The 24,820-nt window shown below is 75.4% G+C and carries 20 protein-coding genes, 2 pseudogenes and 1 riboswitch; of the genes and pseudogenes, 13 read left to right on the top strand and 9 right to left on the bottom strand.

The window, feature by feature from the left end:
* Positions 1 to 12: 12 nt before the first annotated feature.
* The gene (locus tag OHA86_RS29420) at positions 13 to 1,527 is read right to left on the bottom strand and encodes an aldehyde dehydrogenase family protein (RefSeq protein WP_329180062.1); all 1,515 of its coding nucleotides are present in this window, start codon (positions 1,525 to 1,527) and stop codon (positions 13 to 15) included.
* 128 nt (positions 1,528 to 1,655) lie between these two features.
* On the opposite strand from OHA86_RS29420, the gene OHA86_RS29415 reads away from it, so the two are divergent.
* From OHA86_RS29415 to OHA86_RS29400, 4 genes and pseudogenes are all read left to right on the top strand, one after another.
* The gene (locus OHA86_RS29415; RefSeq protein WP_329180060.1) at positions 1,656 to 2,426 is read left to right on the top strand and encodes an IclR family transcriptional regulator; all 771 of its coding nucleotides are present in this window, start codon (positions 1,656 to 1,658) and stop codon (positions 2,424 to 2,426) included.
* 48 nt (positions 2,427 to 2,474) lie between these two features.
* The gene (locus tag OHA86_RS29410; RefSeq protein ID WP_329180057.1) at positions 2,475 to 3,260 is read left to right on the top strand and encodes a class I SAM-dependent methyltransferase; all 786 of its coding nucleotides are present in this window, start codon (positions 2,475 to 2,477) and stop codon (positions 3,258 to 3,260) included.
* 172 nt (positions 3,261 to 3,432) lie between these two features.
* Positions 3,433 to 3,936: pseudogene (locus OHA86_RS29405) on the top strand (SigE family RNA polymerase sigma factor); the annotation flags it as partial.
* 203 nt (positions 3,937 to 4,139) lie between these two features.
* Positions 4,140 to 5,042, top strand: a complete 903-nt coding sequence (locus OHA86_RS29400) for a hypothetical protein (RefSeq protein WP_329180054.1) — start codon at positions 4,140 to 4,142, stop codon at positions 5,040 to 5,042.
* A 158-nt stretch (positions 5,043 to 5,200) separates the two neighbouring features.
* On the opposite strand, the gene OHA86_RS29395 is transcribed toward OHA86_RS29400, so the two are convergent.
* Positions 5,201 to 6,391, bottom strand: a complete 1,191-nt coding sequence (locus OHA86_RS29395; protein WP_329180052.1) for a hypothetical protein — start codon at positions 6,389 to 6,391, stop codon at positions 5,201 to 5,203.
* A gap of 1 nt (position 6,392) precedes the next feature.
* Positions 6,393 to 7,325, bottom strand: a complete 933-nt coding sequence (locus OHA86_RS29390; protein WP_329180050.1) for a 5-dehydro-4-deoxyglucarate dehydratase — start codon at positions 7,323 to 7,325, stop codon at positions 6,393 to 6,395.
* 271 nt (positions 7,326 to 7,596) lie between these two features.
* On the opposite strand from OHA86_RS29390, the gene OHA86_RS29385 reads away from it, so the two are divergent.
* The 4 genes from OHA86_RS29385 (at position 7,597) to OHA86_RS29370 (ending at position 11,289) form a co-directional block, all read left to right on the top strand.
* Positions 7,597 to 8,406, top strand: a complete 810-nt coding sequence (locus OHA86_RS29385; RefSeq protein ID WP_329180048.1) for an NAD-dependent epimerase/dehydratase family protein — start codon at positions 7,597 to 7,599, stop codon at positions 8,404 to 8,406.
* Between the two features lie 55 nt (positions 8,407 to 8,461).
* Complete coding sequence (locus OHA86_RS29380) at positions 8,462 to 9,190, top strand: alpha/beta fold hydrolase (RefSeq protein WP_329180046.1); 729 nt, start codon at positions 8,462 to 8,464, stop codon at positions 9,188 to 9,190.
* A 35-nt stretch (positions 9,191 to 9,225) separates the two neighbouring features.
* On the top strand, positions 9,226 to 10,431 hold the full coding sequence (locus OHA86_RS29375) for a TerD family protein (protein WP_329180044.1): 1,206 nt from the start codon (positions 9,226 to 9,228) through the stop codon (positions 10,429 to 10,431).
* Positions 10,432 to 10,644: 213 nt separating this feature from the next.
* Entirely contained in the window at positions 10,645 to 11,289 is a 645-nt protein-coding gene (locus OHA86_RS29370) for an HNH endonuclease family protein (RefSeq protein WP_329180042.1), read from the top strand.
* 184 nt (positions 11,290 to 11,473) lie between these two features.
* Here the strand turns inward: OHA86_RS29370 and OHA86_RS29365 are convergent, their stop codons facing one another.
* Positions 11,474 to 12,979: a hypothetical protein gene (locus tag OHA86_RS29365; protein WP_329180040.1), complete on the bottom strand. Its 1,506-nt coding sequence runs from the start codon at positions 12,977 to 12,979 to the stop codon at positions 11,474 to 11,476.
* A 383-nt stretch (positions 12,980 to 13,362) separates the two neighbouring features.
* On the opposite strand from OHA86_RS29365, the gene OHA86_RS29360 reads away from it, so the two are divergent.
* From OHA86_RS29360 to dapD, 4 genes are all read left to right on the top strand, one after another.
* Positions 13,363 to 15,612, top strand: coding sequence for a PEP/pyruvate-binding domain-containing protein (locus OHA86_RS29360; protein WP_329180036.1), 2,250 nt, complete (start codon positions 13,363 to 13,365; stop codon positions 15,610 to 15,612).
* Positions 15,609 to 16,520, top strand: a complete 912-nt coding sequence (locus OHA86_RS29355) for a hypothetical protein (protein ID WP_329180034.1) — start codon at positions 15,609 to 15,611, stop codon at positions 16,518 to 16,520. Before OHA86_RS29360 ends, OHA86_RS29355 begins: the two co-directional genes overlap by 4 nt.
* Before the next feature lie 115 nt (positions 16,521 to 16,635).
* Positions 16,636 to 17,364 (top strand): phosphatase domain-containing putative toxin, encoded by a 729-nt coding sequence (locus tag OHA86_RS29350; protein ID WP_329180032.1) that lies wholly within the window; start codon positions 16,636 to 16,638, stop codon positions 17,362 to 17,364.
* 204 nt (positions 17,365 to 17,568) lie between these two features.
* Positions 17,569 to 18,549 (top strand): 2,3,4,5-tetrahydropyridine-2,6-dicarboxylate N-succinyltransferase, encoded by a 981-nt coding sequence (dapD, locus tag OHA86_RS29345; RefSeq protein ID WP_329180030.1) that lies wholly within the window; start codon positions 17,569 to 17,571, stop codon positions 18,547 to 18,549.
* A 32-nt stretch (positions 18,550 to 18,581) separates the two neighbouring features.
* Here dapD and OHA86_RS29340 read toward each other — a convergent pair whose 3' ends face one another.
* Positions 18,582 to 19,196, bottom strand: a complete 615-nt coding sequence (locus OHA86_RS29340) for a pyridoxamine 5'-phosphate oxidase family protein (protein WP_329180028.1) — start codon at positions 19,194 to 19,196, stop codon at positions 18,582 to 18,584.
* A 64-nt stretch (positions 19,197 to 19,260) separates the two neighbouring features.
* Complete coding sequence (locus tag OHA86_RS29335; protein WP_329180026.1) at positions 19,261 to 20,553, bottom strand: hypothetical protein; 1,293 nt, start codon at positions 20,551 to 20,553, stop codon at positions 19,261 to 19,263.
* 92 nt (positions 20,554 to 20,645) lie between these two features.
* Between OHA86_RS29335 and OHA86_RS29330 the strand changes: the two are divergent.
* A pseudogene (locus OHA86_RS29330) lies at positions 20,646 to 20,845 on the top strand (cupin domain-containing protein); the annotation flags it as partial.
* Between the two features lie 4 nt (positions 20,846 to 20,849).
* Here the strand turns inward: OHA86_RS29330 and OHA86_RS29325 are convergent.
* The 3 genes from OHA86_RS29325 to OHA86_RS29315 all read right to left on the bottom strand — a co-directional run bounded on the left by OHA86_RS29325 (position 20,850) and on the right by OHA86_RS29315 (position 24,778).
* Positions 20,850 to 22,700: a DUF2264 domain-containing protein gene (locus OHA86_RS29325; RefSeq protein ID WP_329180024.1), complete on the bottom strand. Its 1,851-nt coding sequence runs from the start codon at positions 22,698 to 22,700 to the stop codon at positions 20,850 to 20,852.
* Between the two features lie 149 nt (positions 22,701 to 22,849).
* Positions 22,850 to 23,941: an FAD-dependent oxidoreductase gene (locus OHA86_RS29320; RefSeq protein ID WP_329180022.1), complete on the bottom strand. Its 1,092-nt coding sequence runs from the start codon at positions 23,939 to 23,941 to the stop codon at positions 22,850 to 22,852.
* Between the two features lie 308 nt (positions 23,942 to 24,249).
* Positions 24,250 to 24,359, bottom strand: a riboswitch (SAM riboswitch).
* Positions 24,360 to 24,391: 32 nt separating this feature from the next.
* Positions 24,392 to 24,778 carry a winged helix-turn-helix transcriptional regulator gene (locus OHA86_RS29315; RefSeq protein WP_329180019.1) on the bottom strand — a complete coding sequence of 129 codons (387 nt, stop codon included), beginning with the start codon at positions 24,776 to 24,778 and terminating at the stop codon, positions 24,392 to 24,394.
* Between the last annotated feature and the right edge of the window lie 42 nt (positions 24,779 to 24,820).

The following is a 24,820-nucleotide window of genomic DNA, read 5'->3' as shown; positions in this document are numbered from 1 at the left end:
GGAAAACAGGGCCTACGACGGGGCGCCGTCCGTGCGGCGGGGCACCGCGAGGGGGTTGGACTCGCGGAGTTCGAGGGGCAGCAGGGCCTCGGGGGTGTCCTGGTAGGCGACCGGGCGCAGCCAGCGCTCGATGGCCGTACCCCCTACCGACGTGGACGTCGAGGTCGTGGCCGGGTACGGGCCGCCGTGGTGCTGGGCGGGCGCGACCGCCACCCCGGTCGGCCAGCCGTTGACCAGGACGCGCCCGGCGACCGCGGTGAGCCGCGAGAGCAGCGCCGCCGCGTCCCCGCCCTCCGCCGCGGCCTCGGCGCCGCCAAGGTGCGCGGTCGCCGTGAGGTTGCCCGGCAGCCGGTCGAGGACGGCGGCCAGCTCCGCCGCGGACCCGTACCGTACGACCACCGTGAGCGGCCCGAAGCACTCCTCGACGAGCAGGTCCGCGAGGTCGGCCGCCGCCAGGGTGACGAAGCCGGGGCGTACCCCCGTCTCCCCCTCGCCCGCGGCGGCGACCGGCGCGGCCACGCCGGGCAGCGCGGCACGGGCGGCGGCGCCGTCGAGGAAGTTGTCGCGCATCCGGGAGTCGAGCAGCACCCCGGCCGGCGCCTCGGCCGCGGCCGAGGTGAGCGCGGCCACCAGCCGGTCGCCGTCCTGGCCGGCCGGGACGAGCACCAGGCCCGGCTTCGTGCAGAACTGCCCGGACCCGAGCGTGAAGGACCCGGCGAGCCCGGTACCGATCTGCTCGGCCCGCTCGGCTGCGGCGGCCTCGGTGACGACGACCGGGTTGAGGCTGCCCAGCTCGCCGTAGAAGGGGATCGGCCGCGGGCGGGCCGCGGCGGCGTCGTGGAGCGCCCGGCCGCCGGGGACGGAGCCGGTGAAGCCCGCGGCGGCGACCAGCGGGTGGCGTACCAGCTCGACGCCGGCCTGGAAGCCGTGCAGCAGCACCACCGTGTCGGCGGGCAGCCCCACCGCGACGGCGGCGCCGCGCAGCAGTTCGGCGCACAGCGCGGAGGTGGCCGGGTGGTCGGGGTGGGCCTTGACGACCACGGGGCAGCCCGCGGCGAGCGCGCTCGCGGTGTCACCGCCGGGGACGGAGAAGGCCAGCGGGAAGTTGCTCGCCGCGTAGACGGCGACGACGCCGAGCGGGATCTTCATCCGGCGCAGGTCGGGGCGCGGGATCGGCTGGGCGGCCGGGTCGGCGTGGTCGATGATCACACCGAGGAAGGCGCCCTCGTCCACGACATCGGCGAAGGCCCGCAGCTGGTAGGCGGTACGGGCCAGCTCACCGGTCAGCCGGGGCGCGCCGAGCGCGGTCTCGGCGTCGGCGGCGGCGACGACCTCGGCGGCCGATTCCTCCAGCGCCCCGGCAGCGGCCCGCAGCAGCCGGGAGCGTACGCTGCGGTCGGCAAGGGCGGGGATCGCGGCGGCGGCGGCGCGGACAGCGGCGTCGACGTCATCCGCCGTGGCCTCGACGGCGACCTGCTCGCGCTGCTTCCCGCTACGGGGGTCGACGCTCCAGACTGGTACTGCCACCGGAATAACCTCCACATTTCCGTACTGCACACCGTCGTCGTTCTATATACTGAACGACGTCTTCACATGTGAATCTCAGGGGAGCCTACGTCCGGGCCTCCCGGCCGAACAAGAGGGGTCGAGCGCACATGGGTGCTGTCGAGGGAGCCGGTTCCCAGGTCAAGTCCGCGGTCCGCACGGTGGAACTGCTGGAGTTCTTCGCGGGCCGGCCCGGCATGCACAGCCTGGCGTCGGTGCAGGAATCGGTCGGCTACCCCAAGTCCAGCCTCTACATGCTGCTGCGCACCCTGGTCGAGCTGGGCTGGATCGAGACCGACGCGACCGGCACGCGGTACGGCATCGGGGTGCGCGCGCTGCTGGTCGGCACGTCGTACATCGACGGTGACGAGGTGGTGGCCGCGGCCCGGCCGACGCTGGACCGGATGTCGGACGACACCAGCGAGACCATTCACCTGGCGCGGCTGGACGGCACGAGCGTGGTCTATCTGGCGACCCGCCAGTCGCAGCACTACCTGCGCCCGTTCACCCGGGTGGGGCGGCGGCTGCCCGCACACTCCACGTCGCTGGGCAAGGCGCTGCTCGCCACGTACACCGACGAGCAGGTGCGCAAACTGCTGCCGGAGACGCTGGAGCCGCTCACCGAGCACACCCACACCGACCGGGAGAAGCTGATCGAGGAGCTGGCGGTGATCCGCGAGCAGGGCTTCGCGGTGGACCGCGAGGAGAACACGCTGGGGCTGCGCTGCTTCGGCATCGCGGTCCCCTACCGGACCCCCGCGCGGGACGCGGTCAGCTGCTCGGTACCGGTCGCCCGGCTGACCGGCGGGCACGAGCAGATGATCAAGGACGCCCTCTTCGACGCCCGCGACCGCCTGCTGCTGGCCACCCGGCGGCTGTGACCCGCGGCCGGCCGCGACAGGCGGGCGGGCCCGCCGTAGGGTCGGCTCATGGGTACTCCTCACACCGGGTACGACCCGGACCTGCACGCCCGGCGGGCCGCGGCCTTCGGGGCCGCGGCGGCCGAGTACGCGGAGCACCGCCCCGACTATCCGGCGGACGCCGCCGCCTGGGCGCTGGAGCCGGCCGGCCCCGGGCCGCTGCACGTGCTCGACCTGGCGGCCGGCACCGGCAAGCTGAGCCGGCCGCTCGTGGCGCTCGGCCACCGGGTGACCGCGGTGGAGCCCGACGAGGCGATGCTCGCCGAGCTGCGCCGCCACGTGCCCGAGGCCACCGCGCTCGCCGGTTCGGCCGAGCGGATCCCGCTGCCGGACGCGTCCGTGGACGCGGTCGTCGTCGGGCAGGCGATCCACTGGTTCGACCAGGCGGTGGCGCTGCCCGAGATCGCCCGGGTGCTGCGCCCCGGCGGCCCGCTGGCGACGCTGTCCAACGCCGAGGACGAGGGGGTCGAGTGGGTCGCGGGCCTGGCGAAGGTCTCGCCGACCCAGGCGTCGTTCACCGACTGGGCGAATCGCCCGGGGCGCAGGATCGAGCCGCACCCGGCCTTTTCCGCCACGGAGAACGCCGACTTCCCGCACGCCCAGCGGCGTACGGCCGAGTCGCTGATCGCCACCGTGGCGACGCACTCGCACATCCTGGTGATGGAGCCCGCCGAGCGGGAGGCGGCCAAGGAGCGCATCAGGGCCTATCTGCGCTCGCGCCCCGAGACGTGCGCGGGCGCGTTCGATCTGCCGCTGCTGACCCGGGTCCAGCGCTGCGTGCGTGCCGCCGGCTGAGCGCCGCGTGCCGCGTCCCGGGCTGATGCCGCTGGCAACTGCCCGATCACACCGCGTCCACCAGCGCTTACCGCCGGGAAGAAGATGATTCCCGACCTCTGCCCAGAGCCTTTCCCCGCTGCTACGCTCTCGCCGCGCCGTGGCGGGGAGGTCCGGGCAGGAAGAGGTGACCGTGGGCACTGTCGTCGACGACGATGCCGCCGCGTTCCACGCGTTCTTCGAACGGCACTACGCCGAACTCGCCCGGCTCGCGCATCTGTTGACCGGCGAGGCGGACGCGGCCGACGACCTCGCGGCGGACGCCCTGGTGGCTTTGTGGCGGCGCTGGGACCGGGTGCGCACGGCCGACCACCCGGCGGCGTACGCCCGCGGTGTGGTGGCGAACCTGGCCCGCTCGCGGATACGGAGCGCGATGCGCGAGCGGCGCAGGATCGCGCTGTTCTGGTCGCAGCGCCCCGAGCGCACCGACGGGCCCGACCTGCCGGCGGTGCTGGACCTGCGGGAGGCGCTGCAGCGGCTGCCGTTCCGCAAGCGGGCCTGTGTGGTGCTGCGGCACGCCTTCGACCTGTCGGAGCGTGACACGGCCGCCGCGCTGGGCATCTCGGTCGGCACGGTGAAGAGCCAGACCTCGCGCGGCATCGCGGAGTTGGAAAGGCTGCTCCAACCCCGGACGGCGGAAGCCGGTACGGTGCAGGAGGCCGGATCGGCGACGGTACGCGGTTCCGCCGGTCCCGGACGCCTGCCGCGCGCCGGGCAGCCGGAGGGCACGGCCGGCGCGGCGGACGGCGCTGCGGGCGAGATCGGCCCGGGCGCACAGCGATTGCTGGGTGCGGCGGGTCCTGTGACTCGTGCTCGTACTCGTACGGGACGGGGAATGTGATGACCGATCTGCCGGAGCGGCTGCGCGACGCGGCCGCCGCCCACCGGCCCGACAGGCAGCGCATGCTGGCCAGGGTCGAGCACGCGATGGCCGCGGACGGCGCCGGGTCCGGCGCGCACGAGGCCGGCGCCCGGGGCCACGACCGGCCGCCGGCGGCGCCCTGGATGCGGGTGACCGCGGTGACGGCGGCGGTCGCGGGCGCGATCGGCATCGGGGGCCTGGCGGTGGGCGCGGTCGGCGGCAGCGGCCAGCCGGCCAGGACGGTCGTCACCTCGGGCGGCTCGGCCGGCGACCGGTCGCCGGCCACCGTGTCCGGCACCCCGGGCAGCGCGGACGCGCGGGCGCCGGTGCCGCGGCACACCGCTACGACCCCCGGCCACCACAAGGGCGCCCCGCCGCACAGCACGGCCGGCAGCAGCGCGCCCCCGGCGCCGCCGTCGTCGCAGCGCCCGCCGGCCGGCACGCGGGGCGCCTCGCCCGGCCCCACGGGCGGCGCGGGCGGCGGCTCCGGGGCGCCGGCGGGCAGCGGCCCGCTGTCGTCCAACGGCGGTATCGCGGCGAGCAGCAACGACTACTGGACGCAGAGCGATGTCGAGCTGACGACCAGCCAGACCCTGACCTCGCTGAGCGTGGAACTGCGGATCGCCACGGACAACGGCGAGTCCAGTACGGGTTCGTGGTCGTCGGTCCCGGACCGCACCGCCGCCCGGATGACCGTGGAGGGCCACTTCCTGGTCTACCGCTGGACGCTCGACCCGGGGCAGACGCTGGGCCCCGGCACGTACACCTTCTCCGGGCAGTTCAACCACGCGCAGGGCCAGGGCGGTACGGACGGCGACCGCTACACGGTCACCGCGGGTTACGGCTCGGGCGCCACCGCGACTGTCGGCGGCGGCTTCTGAACGACCGGCAGCGGCGCGTGGAAATCTCCCGGAAATAAGTCCGGGAACACGGCAACCTCCCACGTCCCGGTGACGACTTGGGTATGCACCACCCTCCTGCCTCACCCGACCGGTGGGGCCCGGGGCGCGGCGGTACCCCCATGATCGCCGCGCTCCGGTCAGCCCGCGGGAAGGGCCTCGCGGACCGCCGCCAGGTCGGCGTCGGCGGCGAGTCCCGCGTGGTAGAGCCGCAGTTGGGTGGCGCCCAGTTCGGCGGCGTGCGCGGCGTCGGCGGCGAGCGTGCCGGGGCTGCCGCCCATGCCGGACACCACCGTGAAGTTGGCGGCCACCACCGTGTGCGGGCCCGCGTGCGCGGCGACCGGGCCGAGCACCGCCGCGCGGCCCGCGGCGCCCGCAGGCCCGCCGGGGCAGGGCAGCACCAGGCCGTCGGCGTGGCCGAGGATCCGGTCCGGCCGCACACCGGCGTTGGCCCCGCAGCGGTACGCCGCCGGGTCGGCGTGCAGCAGCACCTGGAAGCCGGGGCCGGCGGCCCCGCGGACCGCGGCGACGGCCTGCTCCTGGAGCGAACCGGCGGTCCCGGTACGCCAGGCGAGGGTCAGCGCGGCCTTTTCCGCGCCGAGCAGCCGCTCGATCCCGGGCAGCCCCGCCGCGTCGCTGCCGTCCGCCCACACCGGTGCCATGGCGGTGCGCACCGCGGCGGCCAGCTCCTCCGGGTCGGCGCCGAGACCGGCGTAACCGTCCCGGCAGTGCGGGCAGAAGCACAGGGACATCAGGTACTGGGCGGCGTCCCCGAGCGGCACACCGCCGAGCTTGTCGTGCGCGTGCAGATGCGCCAGCCCGTACCAGCCGAGCGACTCCAGCTCGGTGCCGCCCGCGCCGGGGCGTACAGCGGCCTCGGCGGCGAGGTCCAGCAGATAGCCGCGGACGGCCGGGTTGGCGATGCAGGGCGCCCACGGGTAGCGGTCGCCGTAGGCGTTGACGACGCTGGTGTCCGGATGCTCCGCGCCGAGCCGGGAGTTGTGGGCGAGCACGACCCAGGTGTGCACATCGAGCCCGGCGGCCCGCAGTTCGGCCGCAGCGGTGGCCCAGGGGTCGTCGGCCGCGGCCCACGCACCGGCCGGGTGGGGCCGCAACTCCCGTCCCTGCCAGCGTTTTTCGTCCGGCGGGTAGAGCGCGGCGGCGTATTCGGCGGTGACCACCCGGTGCCGGGGGTGGCGCGGGGTGAGTGCCCGGGTGGAGTGGTAGGCGGCGGCGAGGGTGACCTGCCGCACGCCGAGCGCGGCGATCCGGTCCGCGGCGGCCGGGTCGCCCATCACGTCCCAGGGGTAGACGAAGGCGGAGGTCAGCATGTCAGCGCTCGCCCGCCAGCGCGAGCCCGCGCTCGATGAGGTCGGCCAGTTCCTTGACGTGCGCGGCGGACGGCTCGGACAGCGGCGGCCTGACCTCGCCGACGTCCAGGCCGCGCAGCCGTACCGCCGCCTTGACCAGCGAGACGGCGTAGCCGCGGCCCTGGTTGCGCAGGTCGACCAGCGGGCGGTAGAAGCCGTCGATCAGCTTGTCGACGGTGGCGTCGTCGCCGGTGGTCAGCGCCCGGTGGAAGGCGAGGGCGATCTCCGGCGAGAAGGCGTAGACGGCCGAGGAGTAGAGGGTGACGCCGAGGCCGCGGTAGGCCAGGCCGGTGAGTTCCGCGGTGGGCAGGCCGTTGAAGTAGAGGAAGCCGTCGCCGGGCAGTTCGGTGCGGACCGCGCTGATGATGCGCTGCATCAGGTCGAGGTCGCCGTAGCCGTCCTTGAGGCCGATGATGTTGGGCACCTTGGCGAGTTCGACGACCGTGGCGGGCGCGAAGACAGCGTTGTCGCGCTGGTAGACGATGACGTCGAGGCCGGTGCCGGCCGCGAGCGCCGAATAGTGCCGCAGCAGGCCCTGCTGGTCGGCGGCGACCAGATACGGCGGCATCGCCAGCAGCCCGTCGGCGCCGGCCCGCTCGGCGATCCCGGCGTATTCGATCGCCAGGGCGGTGCCGTAGCCGGCGCCCGCGACCACCGGCACCCGGCCCGCGGTCTCCTCGACCGCGGCGGCCACGCACGCGCCGAATTCCGCGGGCGACAGGGCGTGGAATTCCCCGGTGCCGCAGCAGGCGAAGACGGCCGCCGCGCCGGCGTCCACGCCCGCGCGCACGTGCGCGCGGAAGGCGTCGAGGTCGAGACCGCCGTCCGGGCCGAAGGCCGTCACGGGGAAGAACAGCAGGCCGTCGAGACGCTCGGCGAGTGAGGGTGAGGTCATCGGGTTCCCCCTGAAGGTCCGGTCTGTGCGCTCATATGATTCACGTCTATATTCATGAACGCTGCCACGCTAGGCGAGCATCCGCGTGCGGGTCAAGCCGACGAGCACAGGTCAGACGCACTCCCAGTGGATCGCGCTTGTCCATATACCTGAACCTCGGCCACGGATATACTCCCCCGCGGCGCCCGCCGGCCCGCCGCGCCGCCGGCCCCCGCCCGCGCATGTCATGTCAGTGGCCCCCTGGGGCCGGTGAGACCGAGGAGACCTCCCCATGCCCACTCCCCGCACCATTCTGCTCACCGGCGCCGCCGGCGGTCTCGGCACCCTCATGCGCGGACTGCTGCCGTCCTACGGCTACCGGCTGCGGCTCCTGGACCTGCTGCCGATCGACGGCGAGCCCGACGCGATCACCGCCGACCTCGCCGACCGGGACGCGCTGCGCGCCGCCGTACGCGGCGTCGACGCCGTCGTCCACCTGGCCGGCATCTCGCTGGAGTCCACCTTCGAGAAGATCCTGCGGGCCAACATCGAGGGCACCTACAACCTCTACGAGGCGGCGCGCGAGGAAGGGGTGCGGCGGATCGTGTCCGCGTCCAGCAACCACGCGGTCGGCTTCACCCCGCGCCCGCGGGGCGACGACCCGCTCATCCCGGTCGGCACCCCGCGCCGCCCCGACACCTACTACGGCCTGTCCAAGTGCTTCGGCGAGGATCTGGCGCAGCTGTACGCCGACCTGCACGGGATCGACACGGTGTCGATCAGGATCGGGTCGTGCTTCCCCGAGCCGACGACGGTCCGGATGCTGTCGGTCTGGATGAGCCCCGCCGACGGTGCCCGGCTGCTCCACGCGGCGCTCACCGCGGAGGTCACCGGCCACACGGTGGTCTACGGCAGCTCGGCCAACACCAGGCTGTGGTGGGACCTCGCCCCCGCCCGCGCCCTGGGCTACGCCCCCCAGGACGACTCCGAGGTCTTCGCCCCGCCCCTGATCGCCGCCCAGGGCGAGCTGGACCCCGCCGACCCGGCCCACGCCAACCTCGGCGGCGCCTTCTGCACGGACCCCCCGATCTGGCCGTACTGACGTCCCGTCCGCGCGCGGGGCCACCGGGACACCGCGGGTGCGCGAGGATGGCGGGGTGGGACGTGACGAGAGGACGGCAGCGGTGGCGTATCGCGCGATGGTCATGGGGCCGGCTCCGGCCGCGCCCGAGTGGGCCGTGCTCGTGCTGCACGGCGGCACCGCGCACGGCATGCGGCGGCCCTCGTGGCTGAATCTGCCGGCCAGGCGCATGGGACCGTTCATCCGGGCGATGCGTGATCCGCGCATCGCCTTCGCGGAGGCGCGCTACCGGCACCGCGGGTGGAACGGGGAGCGCGCCGACACCGCGAAGGACGCGGCCGAGGCGCTGGCCGCGCTGCGGGAGCGCACCGGCGGCGTCCCCACCGTGCTGGTGGGCCATTCGCTGGGCGCGCGGGCGGCGCTGCGGATCGCCGCGGAGCCGGGCGTCGTCGGCGTGGTCGCCCTCGCCGCGTGGTGCCCGCCGGAGGACCCGGTCGCCCAACTGGCGGGCAGCCGGCTGGTCTTCGCGCACGCGACGGCCGACCGGATCACCTCCCCGCGGGACTCGCTGCTGACGGCGGCGCGGGCGCGGGAAGCGGGCGCCCGGGTGTGCCGGTACGAGGTGCCCGGCGGGGACCACGCGATGCTGCGGCACGCGGGGCTGTGGCACACGCTGGCCACCGCCGCGGTGCACGGCCTGCTCGGTCTGCGCCCGCTTCCGCCGGAGGCCGCTTCGGCCTTCGCGCTGCCCGCGCGGTCCACCGACGGCCTCGCGCTGAAAGCCGTCCCGCGGGCCGCCCGGTAATGGAACCGCAAACCGGAGTCGGTCGTTAGCGGGACATGACCGCAATGACGCCTGGCTCGAATGTGCCGCTGTCCGTTCCCCGTGTGGCCGTCGACGTGGCCGCCCCGGTGCGGCTCGACGTCTCGGGCCTGCTCCTTACCGCCGACGGCAAGGTGCGCTCCGACGACGACTTCGTCTTCTACAACCAGCCGCAGGGCGGCCCCGGGGTGACCCACCGCTCGGGCGGCGGGTCGGGGCCGGACGCCATCACGGTGGACACCGACGCGGTGCCCGCCGGCATCGAGAAGATCGTGGTGACGGCGAGCCTGGACGGCGGCGGCGCCTTCGGCGGGACGACGCCGACGGCCACCGTGCGCAATGCCGACGACGGTTCGGTGATCGCCAGCTTCGCGCCGGCCGGTCTCGGCCCGGAGACCGCCCTGGTGGTCGTCGAGGTCTACCGCAGGGGCGGCGCCTGGAAGGTCCGCGCCGTCGGGCAGGGCTATGCGAACGGCCTGGCGGGCATCGCCACCGACTTCGGGGTGAATGTCGAGGAGCCCGCCGCGGCCCCGACCACCCCGGCCGCCGTACCGCAGGCAGCCCCGCCGTCCGGTCCCGCCGCCGCGCATCTGCCGCCCCCGCCGTCCGCGCCGCCCGCCCCGGCCGCGGCACCCGCCGCGCCCGGCCGGATCAGCCTGGACAAGGGCCGGGTCAATCTGCGGAAGAACGAGACGGTGTCGCTGGTCAAGGGCGGCAAGCCGCTGCTGTCCTCGGTCCGGATGGCCCTCGGCTGGGAGCCCGCCTACGGCGGCCGGGACATCGACCTCGACGCCTCGGTGCTCGTGTACGGCCCGCAGCGCAACCACCTGGAGACCTGCTACTTCGGCCGGCTCACCGTGCTGAACGGCGCGATCCAGCACTCCGGCGACAATCTCACCGGCGACGGCTCCGGCGACGACGAGTCGATCACCGTCCACCTCGGCGGGCTGCCGCCGGAGGCCACCGGCCTGGTCTTCACCGTCAACTCCTACTCCGGGCAGAAGTTCAACAAGGTCGCGAAGGCGTACTGCCGACTGCTGGACGGTGCTTCCGGCGAGGAGCTGGTGCGCTTCGACCTTACCGGCGGCGAGGCGAAGACCGGTGTGCTGATGGCGAAGCTGGTCAAGCAGTTCTCCGGCGAGTGGGAGATGACCGCGCTCGGCACCTTCGTGAACGGCCGCACCGCCAAGTCCCTGGTCGCTCCGGGGTCCAGCGCCCTCTGAGCGACACCCCCGCGATCACGGCACGGCCCGCGTCGGCCCGGACTCCCTTGCGGAGCCGGGCCGTTCGCATGCGCTTCTCCTGCCTGACACCATTACGAATGTCATGGTCACCTAAATTTTACCGGTGACCGTCTACCCGCATAGACCCGTGGCCGGGACGCTGGTTGAGCACGGCAGTACCACCCCCACCCCTAGCCACGGGAGCGCTCAGCCATGCCCAAAAACCCCCTCGCGTACCGGATCGGCTCGCTCGCCGGCGCCGCCGCGCTCGCCGCCACCGCCCTGCTGGCCACCAGCGGCTCCGCGCAGGCCGCGCTGCCCACCCCCATCGCCGCGTCCACCGCCCGCAGTTACCTCTCGGCCATGACGGCGACCGCGGAGACCCACGCCTCCACCTACAACCGCGACCTGTTCCCGACCTGGATCACCATCTCCGGGACCTGTGACACCCGCGAGTACGTGCTCAAGCGCGACGGCAGCGGTGTGGTGACCGACAGCTCCTGCAAGTCCACCTCGGGCACCTGGACCAGCGCCTACGACGGGGTGGTCTCCACCAACCCGTCGACCTTCGACATCGACCACCTCGTACCGCTGTCCGAGGCGTGGGCATCCGGCGCCTGGGCGTGGACCACCGCCCAGCGGCAGGGCTTCGCCAACGACGTGACCCGGCCGCAGCTGCTCGCGGTGTCGGCGTCGTCCAACCGCTCCAAGGGCGACGACGACCCGGCCGAGTGGCTGCCCCGCGCGTCGTACCAGTGCACCTACGCGCGCGCCTGGGTGCAGGTCAAGAACTACTACGGGCTGACCGTGGACAGCGCGGAGAAGTCGGCGCTCAGCTCGATCCTCAACGGCTGCTGAGCGGCGCGGAAACGCCGGGGCCGCTCCGGAGGCGCGCTCCGGGGCGGCCCCGGTCCATGATCCGCTGACGGCGGGGGCGGCCGGGACCGTACGTCCGGCCGCCGACCGTATACGTACGCCGGGCCGCGGGCCGTCCGCGTGCGCCGGGGAGCCGTCCGTGGACGTGCGCCCCCGGCGCCGCCGCTCAGGAACCGTCGCGGGAGCGGGCCTTGAACGCGGCCTTGCGGGCGTCCTTGGCGGCCCTGCGGTCCGGGTGCAGCCGGCCCATCGCCTCCAGCACGTCGGCGGTCGCCGGGTGCTCCACCCGCCAGGCCGCGTCGAAGAAGCCGTCGTGCCGCGCGACCAGGTCGCGCACCAGGTCCGACAGCAGCTCCGGGTCGTCGTCCGCGTCGAGCTGGGCGGCCAGCGTGTCGATGGTCAGCCAGAAGATCATGTCCGCGTCGGGCGTGGGCACGTCGGAGGCGCCGCTCTCGGTGAGCCACACCCGGGCCAGACCGCCGAGCTGCCGGTCGTCCAGCACCTCGCGCAGCGCCGGTTCTGCCTCCGCGCCCACCAGGGTCAGGGTCTGCTGGCACATCAGCCGGCGGGCCGGCGCGCCGTCGTCGCTGCCGCGGCCGGCGGCCAGCAACTCCCGTGCCGCGTCGACCGGCTTGCGGTCGGTGAGCCACAACTCGGCCTCGGCGCGGGCCGCGTGGTCCGGGTAGCCGGCCAGCGCGTTCAGCAGGTCGGTGCCCGTGGCGCCCGCGAGGTCGCCCACCGCCGGCGCCGACGCCCCGGCGTCGATGAGCAGTTCGCGCAGCCCGTGCACCCCGAGCGGGGTGAGCCGCACCAGCCCGTAGCGGGAGATCTCCGCCGGGTCCAGCTCGTCGCCCGGCTCGGGCAGCGCCGGCTCGTCCTCCTCGTCGATCAGCGCCTCGTCCACCGGCTGGTAGTCCACCAGCCCGGCGGGCGCGAGCAGCCGGAAGTGGTCGTCGAGCCGCAGCATGACCTCGGTGACCTCTTCGAGCACCGCGTCGCTGGGCTGGTCCATCTCGTCCGGCACCACCAGCGAGGCGGCCAGCACCGGCAGCGGCACCGCGCCCTGGCCGGTGTCCGTACCGTCGTCCAGCGCCATCAGGGTGTAGAGGTTGGCCAGCGCGGTGTCGAGGAACTCGGCCTCCTCGTCCGGGTCCCAGTCCGGCTCGTGCGCCGCCGCCCCCTCGCCGTCGTCCAGGGCGTCCCGCAGCTGCTCGATGTCCGGCGACGCGGCCTCGGCGAGCGCGGCCTCGGCGGCGGCGAGCCACACCTCCAGCACGTCCTGCGGGTCGCCCGCGGCCACCCGCTCGTACGCCTCGCCCGGCACCGCCCGGCCGGCCGCCTCGCCCAGCGGGGTGGACTCCTCGGCCTCCTCGTCGATCTCCAGCACGACCAGCCCGCTGTCCACGGCGACGGCCCACGCCTGCGCGGCCTCCCCGAGGCCGTCCACCTCGGCGTCCTCGCCCGCGTCCTCACCGGTCAGCCCCAACTCACCGGCGGCGGCGTCCAGGTCGGCGTCGAGCAGCTCTCCCATCGCGTCCACCGCCCGCTCCGGCGCCGCCCACCGGGCCAGCCGCAGCGCGCGGTCGAGCAACGGCACGGACAGCGCCAGTTGGGCCAGTTCCTCCGCGGGAAGCAGCCGTACGGGCGGCATGACGAGGGGACTTGCGGACATCGGGACAGCTCCCATTCGGCGTTCGGGCTCGGCTGCGACGGCGGACCGCGCCGCCGCGCGCACTCAGCGTAGGCCCTCGGGACCGCCCGCTCCCCCACGAGCGGGTCCCGCGGAAGCGCGGAGGCCGGAACGCGTCCGCCGCGCGGGGCGGCCCGGCGGGAAACCGCGCACCACCCGTCCGCGAACCCCCGGCAAACAGCCCTCGTAGCAGCGCGAATGAGTCATGTGGCCGAACGAAAGGGATCAACCCCGGCCGATAAGGAAAGGACTTGGGGTGAAGCGGTGTTGTCACCACAGCACAGCAGAAGTTCACCCGGACCGCTGGATCTCCCGGCGCCCGGGGCGCGCCGCCCGACCGGCGGCGCCGGGGAAGGAGCGCCCTGATGGAGATCGACGCCGACGCGCTCGCAGTCGTGCCGCTGGACACCGACGCCGCCCGGGACCCGGGCCTGGCCGGGGCGAAGGCCGCCAACCTGGCCCGCGCCGCCGGTGTGGGCCTGCCCGTACTGCCCGGCTTCGTGGTCGTCCCCGCCGCGCGCGCCGCCGGAGTGCCCAGCGGTCCCGACGCGCTGCGCGCCGCCTGGCGGGATCTGGGCGGCGCCGACGGCCGCCCGCTGGTGGTCCGTTCGTCCTCCGCGCACGAGGACACCGAGGACTCCTCGATGGCCGGCCGCTTCGAGTCCGTGCTGGACGTGCGCGGCTGGGAGGCGTTCACCGCGGCCGTCCGCCGGGTGCAGGACTCGGCCGCCCGGGTCGGCGACCTGGTGCCCGCGCCCCGGCGCGGTGACGGCGCCGCGCCGGCCGGCGCACCGGCGCGGAAGGCGCCGGACGCGACGGCTGCCGGGGACGGCGCAGACGCCGCGGACGCCGGGATGTCCGTCCTCGTCCAGCCGATGCTGACGGCCGCCGCCGGCGGTGTGATGTTCGGCGCGGACCCGGTGGAGGGCCGCTTCGACCGCATCCTGGTCAGTGCCGTCACCGGCGGCCCCGAGCAGCTGGTGGACGGCAGCACCCAGGGCGTCCGCTACCAGCTCAGCCGGCACGGCCACCGGCTGCACATCGAGCCCGAACTGCCGCGCGCCCAACTGCCGTTGAACCGCCGCATGCTGGCCCAGCTGGTCCGGCTGGCCCGCCGCACCGAGCGCGTCTACGGCAGCCCGCAGGACGTCGAATTCGGCTTCGACGCCGACGGCACGCTGTGGCTCTTCCAGTCCCGGCCCATCACCGCCATGGCGGCCCGCCCCTCCCGGCACGCCCGGCTGCTGGGTCCCGGGCCGGTCGCCGAGACGCTGCCGAACGTGCTGCAGCCCCTGGAGGAGGACCTCTGGCTGGCCCCGATGAACCAGGGCCTGACCCTCGCCCTGGACATCGCGGGCGCGGCCCCGCGGCGCGTGCTGCGGCGCACCCCGGTGGTGCGCGGCGTCGACGGCAGGGCCGCCGCGGACCTGCTCCTGCTCGGGGCCGCCCCGCCGGCCCACCCGGTGCTGAACTTCATCAATCCCGCGCCCGGCGCCCGCCGTGCCGCCTCGGCCTGGCGGGTCGGGCGGCTGCGCAGCGCCCTGCCGCTGCTGGCCCGCGACCTGGCCGCCGACGTCGACCGCCAGCTGCACGACCTGGCCGCCCCGCACCAACTGCTCGGCGGCGAGCTGCTGGACGCGGTCGCCTGGGGCCGTACCGTCATCGCCTCGCTGCACGCGCAGGAGTCGCTCGCCGGGGCGCTGCTGAGCGACGACCCCGGCAACACCGCCGCGGGCGAGGCGCTGGCCGTGCTCGCCGAGGGCCGGGAGGGCGGGCTGACCGACGAGGAGCTGATCAGCCGGCACCCCGTCCTGCTGGCCCTGCTCCCGCCGGGCCTGGCGGAGCGCGGCGGGCTTCCCGAGCACATCGGGCGGCACGGACTGCCGCGCGGGGTCGGCTTCCTGTCGGTCCGCGAGGGGCTGCGGCTGCGGATCCGCTGGGTGCAGGAGATGCAGACCGCGATGGTCCGCGAGGTCGGCGCCCGGATGGACGCGCACTGCCCGGCCGCGGAGCGGGACAGAATCGCGCTGCTGCGCTGGAGCGAGCTGTCCGGCGTCGCCGACGGCGGCGGCCGGCCCGCCGACCTCGCCGCGCGCACCCCCCGCCCCGACACCCCGCCGCTGCCCGCCGCCTTCCGGCTCGCCGAGGGCCGGCCGGTGGCCGTCGCCGTGGGCCGCCGTCCCAAGGGCGGCACGGCGGGCCAGGGCGCCGGCGGCGGCCAGGGCACCGGGACCGCCTGGCACGGCGAGGGCGACCGGCCGGCCGGCGCGGTGCTCGTCGTACGGTCGCTGTCCCCCGCGCTCGCGCCGCTGCTGCCCGAGCTGTCCGGCATGGTGGCCGAGACCGGCAGCGTGCTGTCCCATCTGGCCGTGCTGGCCCGCGAGTACGGGGTGCCCACCGTCGTCGGGGTGCCCGGCGCGCTGGACCGCTTCCCGCCCGGCACCCGGCTGCGGGTGGACGGCGGCACGGGCGCCGTCGAGCAGGTCGCGGCGCCGGCCGCGCCCGGCGAACAGGCCGCGACACCGCCCGCGCCCGGTGAGCGGCCCGCGGGGCCGGCCGCCGCACAGGAGCAGCCCGGGGCGATGACCGCCGCCGGCAAGGAGGCAGCGGCATGAAGTACATCAGCTACCTCTTCGGCGGTCTGTGCCTGGTGGCCGCCGCCGTCTACCTGGTGATCTACCTCTACCGCTGGGAGTGGCAGCGCGCCATCGTCTGCGGTGTGCTGCTGCTCGCCGTCGAGGGCTTCCTGGTCCTGGTGGTGATGCTCGGCCGGATGGGCCGCATCGAACAGCGGCTCACCGAGGCCGACACGCGCGTCGAGGAGATCAGGCGGCGGCTGGAGCACTCCCGCGAGGAGCAGTCGGTGCACGCCTTCCGCTGGCTCGGCGGCGATCCGCGGGACGGCGCCGGCCGCACCTTCGTCTTCGTCCCGGTGCTGATGGTGACCGGCGCGGCGCTGTCGGGCCTGGCCTGGGTGATCCAGCGGATCGCCGCGGTCACCGCCCGCCCCGGCGCCGAACGCCGCCTCGCCGGCCGGCTGGCCCCGCTGGCCGCCCCGGCGGGCGGCGTCCGCGGGCCGCTGCCGCAGCTGGAGGACCGTCCGGCCGTCCCGCGGGCCCGGCCGCTGCGGGCCGTGGCCGCCTCCTTCGGCGCGGTGGCCGCCGTGGCGCTGCTGGTCTTCGGCGTCCGAGCGCTGTCCGACGCCACCGAGACCCGCGCCGAGTCCCGGCCGAACGCCGCCGCCAGCATCGTCGTCTTCCAGATCGAGGTGCACGGCACCAGCGATGACACCGCCCGCCAACTCGCCGCCCAGGACCTGTGGGAGAGCTGCCGCCGCTCGACGGCCGTCGACAATCCGGCGGCGAGCCTGGGCAGGCTCTCCGGCGCGGTCTACGCGGCCGTGGTCCGCCCGGCGCTCAGTTCGCACGACATGATGCGGCTGCGCGGCTGCCTCTCGGACGCGATGGCCAACCGGGCGACCGCGACCGTGCTGGGCGACGGGAACGCCGACCGCGCCCACTGACGGCTCCGGCGGGCCGGGCGTCCCGGCGCTGACAGGTAGTCTGCTGGGACGGCCGCCGCGTGCAGAAGGCCGCGGCGCCCCCGTCCCCGGCTCACGCCCAGGTGGTGAACAGCGCTTGTCGTCCCCCTCACCGGCCCCCACTGTCGTCCTGCGCGCGTCCGACCTCCTCCCGGTCACCCGCCCGCCCGTCACCGGCCGCCAACTCCTCGGCCAGCTCTCCCGGTCCCTGGTCTGCTGCCTGCTCGGATACGGCGTGCTGTGGGCCGGCTCGGCCGGCGGCATGCTCGCGCTGTCCGGCTGGGCCCGGCACGATTCCTCGGGCGGCCGGCACACCGCGGCGGGCATCCACCACTACCTCCAGGTCGACACCAAGGTCTGGCGCGGCTCGGCGCCCACGGCGGCCGGCTACCGCGAACTCGCCCGGCAGGGCGTGCGCACCGTGGTCGACCTGCGGGCCGAGGACCTGTCGGCCGCGGAGCTGTCGCGCCCCGCGCAGGCGGGCCTCACCGCGGTCCGGCTGCCGATCCGCGACGGCCAGACCCCCACAGAGAAGCAGGTCGCCGACTTCGTCGCCGTCGTCCGCCGCTCGCCGGGCCCGGTGTTCGTCCACTGCGGCGCCGGCGTCGGCCGCACCGGCTCGATGGCCGCCGCCTACCTCGTACGCACCGGCCAGGCGACCGCCCACCAGGCCGCCCTGCGGACCCTGGCGGTCGGACCGCCGTCCATCGAGCAGGTCTACTACGTGCTCCACGTCTCCGCCGACGACAGCGACCAGCCCCCCGCCCTGGTCCGCGGCCTCAGCCGGCTCCTCGACGCCCCCCGCCGCATCAAGGCCTCCCTGTAGCGACCGGCCGACTCCCCGGCCCGCGGCGGTCCGCCGGCGCCGGGGAAGGCTCGGGGGCGCGAGCGGGCCGCCCGGCGGGAAGGGCCCGGGGGCGAGCGGGCCGTCCACCGGGAACGAACGCCGTTCCCGCGGCGGCCAGGCCCCACGCGCCGCCGCGGCGGGCCGGGTGCGCGGGGCGCGCGGGGACGCGTTAGCGTCATGCGTATGAATGACTCCCGTGCCTCCGGCGCCATCGGCGTCGGACTTGCGACCGTCGCCGACGACGGCACCGTGCTCGACACCTGGTACCCCGCCCCGCAGCTCGCCGCGGAGCCGGGCCCCGCGGGCACCGCGCGGCTGACCGCCGAGGAGGCCGCGCAGGCCCTGGGGAGCGCGGCCCCGGCCGCGCTGGGTCCCGACCCGCGCCGCGGTGTCGAGGTGGTCGCCGTCCGTACCACCATCGCGTCCACCGACGACAAGCCGCTCGACGCGCACGACGCGTATCTGCGGCTGCACCTGCTCAGCCACCGCCTGGTCCGCCCGAACGAGCAGAATCTGGAAGGCCTGTTCGGCGTGCTGGCGAACGTCGCCTGGACCTCGATCGGCCCGGTCCCGGTGGCCAATCTCGGCGCCGCCCGCCTCGCGGCCCGCGCCGAGGGCCTGCACCTGGCTGTCCACGGCGTCGACAAATTCCCCCGGATGACGGACTACGTCGCCCCGGCAGGGGTCCGTATCGCCGACGCGGGCCGCGTCCGGCTCGGCGCGCACCTCGCCGAGGGCACCACCGTGATGCACGAGGGCTTCTGCAACTTCAACGCCGGCACACTGGGCACCTCCATGGTCGAGGGCCGCATCTCGCAGGGCGTGGTGATCGGCGACGGCTCCGACATCGGCGGCGGCGCGTCCATCATGGGCACGCTGTCCGGCGGCGGCAGCCAGATCGTCTCGGTCGGCGAACGCTGCCTGCTCGGCGCCGAGTCGGGCCTGGGGATCGCGCTCGGCAACGACTGCGTCGTGGAGGCCGGCCTCTACGTCACCGCCGGCACCCGGGTGACGCTGCCCGACGGCCAGATCGTCAAGGCCGTCGAACTGTCCGGCGCCGACAACCTGCTCTTCCGCCGCAACTCCACCACCGGCAAGGTGGAGGTCCTCCAGCGCACCGGTTCGTGGGGCGGCCTGAACGCGGCCCTGCACAGCCACAACTGACCGGACCGCCGTACGTACGGCCCCGGTCGAGGTCAGCTGTAGAGATCCTGGCCGTAACCGGGGCCGTAGTACACCTCCAGCTCCGCGAGATCCTGGTCCTGGCGCTCCTGCCCCTGCGCGATCCGCGCCCGGGACGGCGCCGCGTCCGGCTGCCAGCGCTCCGGGTTCCACAGCGCGCTGCGCAGGAACGCCTTCGAGCAGTGGTAGAAGACCTCGTCGATGTCCACCAGCACCGCCAGCGGCGGCCGGTGGCCCTCGACGGTCATACGGTCGAAGAAGTCCGCCTCCCGCACCAGCCGGGCCCGCCCGTTGATCCGCAGCGTGTCGCCGCGCCCGGGGATCACGAAGATCAGCCCGACGTGCGGATTGCCGAGGATGTTGCGGAAGCCGTCGGCCCTGCGGTTGCCCGGCCGTTCCGGCACCGCGATCGTCCGCTCGTCCAGCACCAGTGTGAAGCCGGCGGGGTCGCCCTTGGGCGACACGTCGCACGAGCCGTCGGCCGCCGAGGTGGCCATCAGCAGGAAAGGCGTGGCCGCCAGCCACGCCCGGTCCAGCGCGTCCAGTTCGCGCCGCACCTTGCCCGCGACACGGGCGGTCGGCTCCCCGATCAGTTCCCGCAGTTCGGCCTCGCCGGTGACTTCCCGCATCCCGTACCCCCCGTGACCTCAGCTTGAGCCTACTCCCGGTCCTCCGCGGCCGGACCGTGCGCCCTCAGCGGCGCCGTGCGCCGCCGCGCAGCGAGGACACCACGAGGCGGCCGTAGCGGGTGGTGAGCGCGGCGGCGGTCGCGGCGAGCGAGGCGCCCAGCGCGAGGGCCAGGTGCCAGGGGTGGGAGTCGCCGAGCACCTGGAGGACGGACAGGGCGGTGCCGAGCGGCAGCCCAAGCACGGTCAGTACGCCGAGCGCGCCGGCGATCTGCTGGCTCTCCTGGGTCTGTACGAGCCGCGCGTAGTCCGCGGCCTCCGCGAGGATCTGCTCGAAGCGCTCGGGCAGCCGGTGCTCTGCCTGGAAGGCGACGAGCAGGTCGTTGGCCGGGCCGTGGGCGCTGAGGTGCTGGCGCCACAAGGTGCTGCGGAAGAGCGCGATGTGCTGTTCGAGGGCGGCGACCCTGCGGGCCAGGCCCGGGCCTTCGAAGACCGCGGACAGGTCGTCGGTGAGTTCGTCGATGCGGTCGCGCTGGGCGGTGCCGAGCAGCAGCGCGTCGAGGTAGACCGTACGGGCGTTGTACTCGGCCCAGTCGTAGAAGTCGCCGGCGCCGGTGTCGGGCCGGTGGCCGAGGAAGGCGGCCCCCTGGCGGAGCACGAGCGCGCTCCAGTCCGCCGATATCCGCCGGACCGCGGCCCGCAGCTCCGGCAGCGCCTCCGGGGCGAGCGGGAGGTCGTCGGGCACCGAGCGGGACGCCAGCGAGCGCAGGAAGTCATCGGACCCGGCCGGGAGTTCGCCGGTGTCCGGGTCGCGCAGCGCGAGCGGGCCGAGGGCGGGCCCCGGGGTCAGGAAGGTCACGGTGTAGGGCCGCGAGAGGGCGAAGGGGCCCGCGGGCGCGGCGGTGTCGGCGACGCCGTCGAGCAGCGCGGCCGGCGCCATGGCCCCGCCGAGCGGGTCGGGCCCGGCCTGCCGCCGGTGGCTGACGGCCCGCAGCAGCGGCAGCACCGGTGTGCCGTCGGCGACGGTGAAGTGCAGCACGGCCAGGGCGCGTTCCGGCGACCTGGCGGTGGGGGTACGCAGCAGCTCCATGCCGTCGAGCCGCAGCGGCCCTTCCGCCCGCGACGTCCGCAGATGCCACCGGCGGTCGTACAGCGCCCGGGCGGCGGCGGAGGTGAACAGCCCCCGCCTGCCGTCGGCGTCGGCGATCCGCGGGCCGACCTCGAACGGCAGCGGCCCCGCCGCCCACGGCGGATCCTCCGCGAGCGCCACGGGCAGCAGCACGGCGATGTGCTGGCGTACGCCTGTCGCGGCCCCGTGCGCCTCCGACGCGCGCCGCCGCGCTTCCCCCGCACCGCTCATCCGGCCACCTTGCCGCGCCGGGGCGCCGCCGCGCAATCCGCCGCCGCGCCTGGGCCGGGAGCGGCCTGCGCGGGGCCGAAGGCGCTCCGCCGGACGCGGCGGCCGAGCGTACGGTGCTGCTCCCCCGGGGTTCGGTCTTCACCGTCCCCCGCGGGACCGGGCACCGGCCGTCGTCGCCGTCGGGCGCGTCGATCCTGCTCTTCGGCCGACCGGCACCCTGACGGTCGGCGACCGCCACGACGAGATCCCCGCCCATGCGGACGCCACGACCGGGCACCCGCTGGACGCCTGAGCGGTCAGTACCGGGGCGCCGGCGGGGCGTCCTGCCAGCCGGCCGCCCCCGCCGGGCCCGAGCCGAGGACGGCGCAGCGCAGCCAGTGCTCGCCGGGCGGGAGGCGGGTCAGCAGGGTCGGCAGGGCGGTGCGGCGGGCCAGGACGTTGGTGCCGGGCAGCAGGTCGATCACGCGCCCTTCCCGCGCCGCGCCGCTCCCGGGGCCGGGGGCCGCCAGGTCCCGCAGTCCGCTGAGGTCGCCGCCGGCGCTGACGGCCAGCGCCCGCCCCGTGTCCTCCTCCCGGGCGGCCAGGCCGCCGTCGCGGTCGACGGCGAAGCCGCCCTCGGCGGTGTGCAGCGCCCGCCCGGTGCGGATGCGGTGGGTGCGCAGGTGCCAGGGCGCGGCGGCGGTCAGCCACGTGGTGATCTCCACGTCGGCCCACGGCCGCCAGGTGCTGCGGACGGTGCCGGCCTCCTCGATCCCGCCGCCGTCCGCGGAGCCGGAGCCGTTGGAGCCCGTGGCGGTGGAGCCCGTCGCGGCGGGGTCCTCGCAGGTCTCGCGCACCCGGAAGTGCACCGGCTCGCCCTCGTCGTCGCTGAGGGCGAGCGTCGAGTCGTACGCCCCGTGGACCAGGCCGAGTTCACCGGCGGGCAGGCTGAAGCCGAAGCGGGTGGAGTAGGCGAATTTCGCGTACTTCGCCGGACCGCCCCGCGCCCAGGTGTTGTGCTGGCGCCCGCTGAGCAGGGTGACGTCACCGCCGGAGCGCAGCAGCACGGCCCCCGCGGGCGGCTGCACGAGGGTGTCGGGCAGGTCGGGCAGCGGCTGCTCGGGCGCCGTCCAGAAGGGGTGCCCCCCGGGCAGCGCCAGCGGCAGGAAGGCCTTCATCGCCCAGTACGGCGACGCGGGACCGTTGTACTGCTCGGCGACGCCCGGCTGCGGATAGCCGTAGCCGATGCTCAGCAGGCCGCCGGGCGAGGTCGCCGCGGACCGCTCGCGCCACCAGCGCACGTGCCGCATCAGCAGCCCCTTGACCTCGCCCGCGGGCAGCGCGTCGACCCCGGCGTAGCCGAGCGCGCCCCAGAAGGAGCCCTGGGCGAAGCGGTAGACGAGGCTGCGCCCGTACGGCACCGCGGAGCCGTCGGCGGCGAACCAGTGCCGGAAGCCGAGCGCGAAGTCGCCGGCCCGCTGCCGGAAGCGGGCGGCGCGCGCGGGGTCCTCGTCACCGGCGAGGGCGGCGTAGACCAGGCCGTAGAAGTGCATGGCCCACGGGATGTAGTAGTCGCGCTGCTCGGTGCGGCCGTCGCGGTACCAGCCGTCGGCGAGCGCGTAGGTCTCCAGCCGGTCCAGGCGGGCGTGCCGGGCGTCGCGGTCGTGGGCGTAGCCGACCCGGTCGAGGCCGAGGGAGACCATGACGGGGAAGAAGTTCCAGTTGTTCTCCGGGGTGCGGGCGTGGAGGAATCGGGCCAGCCAGGCGCCGGCCCGGTCCTTTTCCGCACCGGTGAGCGGGTCCCAGAGCTTGTCGGGCGCCAGGGCCAGGGCGAAGCCGAGGGCGGCGGACTCGACGGTGCGCTGGTCGATGTCCTCGGGGGCGCCCCAGTATTCGGGGTGCCCGGGGTCGGTGCCGGCCGCCAGGCCCCGGGACCACAGGTCCCAGTGCGCGAAGGCGCCGCCGCCGGCCGCCAGCGGGGCCAGGCCCCACAGCGGCCGGGCGTATCCCTCCAGGTCGGCGGCGGTGTCGTCGTGGTGCGCGATGTTGACGCCGAGCCGGATCCGGGCCCCGCCGGGGCTGGCGTACGGCGGCAGCGCGTCGGCCAACCCGGTGGCGTACGAGGCCAGTTCGTCGCGGGCCGATGCGCTGTGCGTACCGCTCACCATGGGGAACCGCCCTCCGGGACGACGTCGACGCGACCGATGTTGCGACAACTTTCGCAACCGCGTGCGGCGCCGTCAACGGCGATGCCCGCGCCGGGCGGGCCGGATACGTCACCGCCGCCGCTCGCCACCCCGCCCGGGCCCGGGTGCGGTCAGAAGCGGGTCCTGGCGAACCGGTCGGGGCCCGGCCGTCCCGCCACCAGGTCGGCGGCCAGCTCCCCGACCACCGACGCGAACTTGAAGCCGTGACCGGAGAACCCGGCCAGTACGGTGCACGGTCCGCTGCGGTCGATGACGAAGTCGTGGTCGGGGGTCGTCGTGTAGAGGCAGGTCTTCGTGGTCGGGTGCGCGTGGTCCGCGCCGGGCAGCCAGCGCTCCGCGTACTCCTGGAGGTTCCGCAGCACCACCGGGTCGATGACGCGCTCGTCCCGCTCCGGGTCCACCACCGGGCCGATGCCGTGGAAGCCGGCCTTCACGCCGTCGACGCTGCCCAGCCCGTAGATCCCGGACCCCTCGGGCAGCCCGGCCCCGCCGTGGTGGATGAAGCTCGGCCACTCCAGCGCGTCCGCTGCCGGGAAGTGGGCGGGCTGCTCCGCGGTGACCCGCAGCGCGGGCAGTCCCTCGTTGCCCGGGGCCGGGAACTGCGGCGTCCAGCCGCCGACGGCGACCACCACGGCGTCCGCGGCGATGACCTCCTCCTCGGCGGTGACGACGTCGGCGCCCGTACCGCGGGCGGTCACCCGGGCGACCTTCACCCCGTGCCTGACCTGCGCGCCGCGCTTGCGGGCGGCGGTCTGGAAGGCGGCGACGGCCCGGTCGGCGTGCAGTCGGCCGGCCTCCGGGTGGAACAGCGCCGCGGTGTCGGCCCGCAGCCCCGGCCACCGCTCGGCCACCTCGGCCGGCGTCAGCGCGAGGGTCGGACGGCCCGCCGCGCCCAGGACGTCCTCCAACCGGCGGACAATCGCGGCGGGGCCGTGGTCGACCACGCCGTTCAGCGTCAGCACCTCCGCCTCGGCCTCCTCCTCCAGCCGCTGCCACAGCGGCAGCGCCCGTACCGCCAGGCCGACGTAGAAGGGGTCGGCGTAGGCCAGCCGGAAGATCCGGGAGCTGCCGTACGAGCTGCCCCGGTCGTGCCCCGGCGTGAACTGCTCCAGCAGGACGACCTCGTCGCCCCGGGACGCCAGGTGCCAGGCTGCTGAGGAGCCCATCACCCCGCCCCCGACGACGACCACTCGGCGTGCCATGACGATGTGCCTGCCTTTCGCTGTGCGCTGGTCCGGTGTTCCGGCCGCCGGTCGGGGCCGCCCCCCGGGCGTCTCCCCCGGGTCCCGGTTCTCCGGGTCCCCGGTTCTCGTGGTCGGGTTCTCGTGGTCCGGGTGTCGTGGTCCGGGTGTCGTGGTCCCCCGGGTCAGGCCGGGACGGACGCCGGTCCCGTGCCCGCCGCCCGGGCGGCGTCCGGCTGCCAGCCGAGGGGGGGCGATCGGTGTTCGCCCCTCGATCCGGACGGCGGGGACGCTCGGACCGGCGGGCACGCTCCCGCCCAGGGTGCGGGATGCCGCGCTTGCCGGGTCGGTGACCCTGCCGGGCTTTCACCTGGAGCACCCCGCCGCGGTGGAGGGTTGCCGGTCAGCAAGCCAGGGCTTGACGCTGACACTCGATGCCGTCAAAAACTGTACGATCACCGGCGCCGCACGTCAACGCCCTCCGGCCGGCCCGGGAGCGGACCCGCCCGCCCGCTCGTGGAAGGTGGCGATCGCCTCGCCGTGGGATCTCGCCCAGGCGGTCAGGGCCGAGATGGGCTCCGTGAGCGTGCCGCCCAGCTCGGTCAGGCGGTATTCGACGCGCGGCGGCGCTTCGCGGTAGGCGCGCCGTTCGACCAGTCCGTTGGCCTGGAGGCGGCGCAGCGTCTGGGTGAGGACCTTGCGGGAGACGCCGCCGATCAGCTCGGCCAGTTCGCCGTGCCGCAGGGGGCCGTCGCTCAGGGCGAACAGGGTGACCACGGCCCATTTGCTGGCGATGACCTCGATGGCCAGCCGGGCGGGGCAGTCGGCGAGGAAGACGGTTCCTGGGCGGAGGCTCATGGATCCGAAGGGTACCGAGAGGTACCTGTCGGATCCCTACTG

It is taken from the genome of Streptomyces sp. NBC_01477, assembly GCF_036227245.1.
Lineage (GTDB): Bacteria > Actinomycetota > Actinomycetes > Streptomycetales > Streptomycetaceae > Actinacidiphila.
The sequence above is the reverse complement of the archived record's forward strand: the minus strand, read 5'-3'. Positions and strand labels throughout refer to the sequence as shown.

Bases quoted from the DNA above. Each gene is read 5' to 3' on its own strand.
- OHA86_RS29415 (WP_329180060.1), top strand. From the start codon at position 1,656: ATGGGTGCTGTCGAGGGAGCCGGTTCCCAGGTCAAGTCCGCGGTCCGC.
- OHA86_RS29410 (WP_329180057.1), top strand. From the start codon at position 2,475: ATGGGTACTCCTCACACCGGGTACGACCCGGACCTGCACGCCCGGCGG.
- OHA86_RS29400 (WP_329180054.1), top strand. From the start codon at position 4,140: ATGACCGATCTGCCGGAGCGGCTGCGCGACGCGGCCGCCGCCCACCGG.
- OHA86_RS29395 (WP_329180052.1), bottom strand. From the start codon at position 6,391: ATGCTGACCTCCGCCTTCGTCTACCCCTGGGACGTGATGGGCGACCCG.
- OHA86_RS29390 (WP_329180050.1), bottom strand. From the start codon at position 7,325: ATGACCTCACCCTCACTCGCCGAGCGTCTCGACGGCCTGCTGTTCTTC.
- OHA86_RS29385 (WP_329180048.1), top strand. From the start codon at position 7,597: ATGCCCACTCCCCGCACCATTCTGCTCACCGGCGCCGCCGGCGGTCTC.
- OHA86_RS29375 (WP_329180044.1), top strand. From the start codon at position 9,226: ATGACCGCAATGACGCCTGGCTCGAATGTGCCGCTGTCCGTTCCCCGT.
- OHA86_RS29370 (WP_329180042.1), top strand. From the start codon at position 10,645: ATGCCCAAAAACCCCCTCGCGTACCGGATCGGCTCGCTCGCCGGCGCC.
- OHA86_RS29365 (WP_329180040.1), bottom strand. From the start codon at position 12,979: ATGTCCGCAAGTCCCCTCGTCATGCCGCCCGTACGGCTGCTTCCCGCG.
- OHA86_RS29360 (WP_329180036.1), top strand. From the start codon at position 13,363: ATGGAGATCGACGCCGACGCGCTCGCAGTCGTGCCGCTGGACACCGAC.
- OHA86_RS29355 (WP_329180034.1), top strand. From the start codon at position 15,609: ATGAAGTACATCAGCTACCTCTTCGGCGGTCTGTGCCTGGTGGCCGCC.
- dapD (WP_329180030.1), top strand. From the start codon at position 17,569: ATGAATGACTCCCGTGCCTCCGGCGCCATCGGCGTCGGACTTGCGACC.
- OHA86_RS29340 (WP_329180028.1), bottom strand. From the start codon at position 19,196: ATGCGGGAAGTCACCGGCGAGGCCGAACTGCGGGAACTGATCGGGGAG.
- OHA86_RS29335 (WP_329180026.1), bottom strand. From the start codon at position 20,553: ATGAGCGGTGCGGGGGAAGCGCGGCGGCGCGCGTCGGAGGCGCACGGG.
- OHA86_RS29325 (WP_329180024.1), bottom strand. From the start codon at position 22,700: ATGGTGAGCGGTACGCACAGCGCATCGGCCCGCGACGAACTGGCCTCG.
- OHA86_RS29320 (WP_329180022.1), bottom strand. From the start codon at position 23,941: ATGGCACGCCGAGTGGTCGTCGTCGGGGGCGGGGTGATGGGCTCCTCA.
- OHA86_RS29315 (WP_329180019.1), bottom strand. From the start codon at position 24,778: ATGAGCCTCCGCCCAGGAACCGTCTTCCTCGCCGACTGCCCCGCCCGG.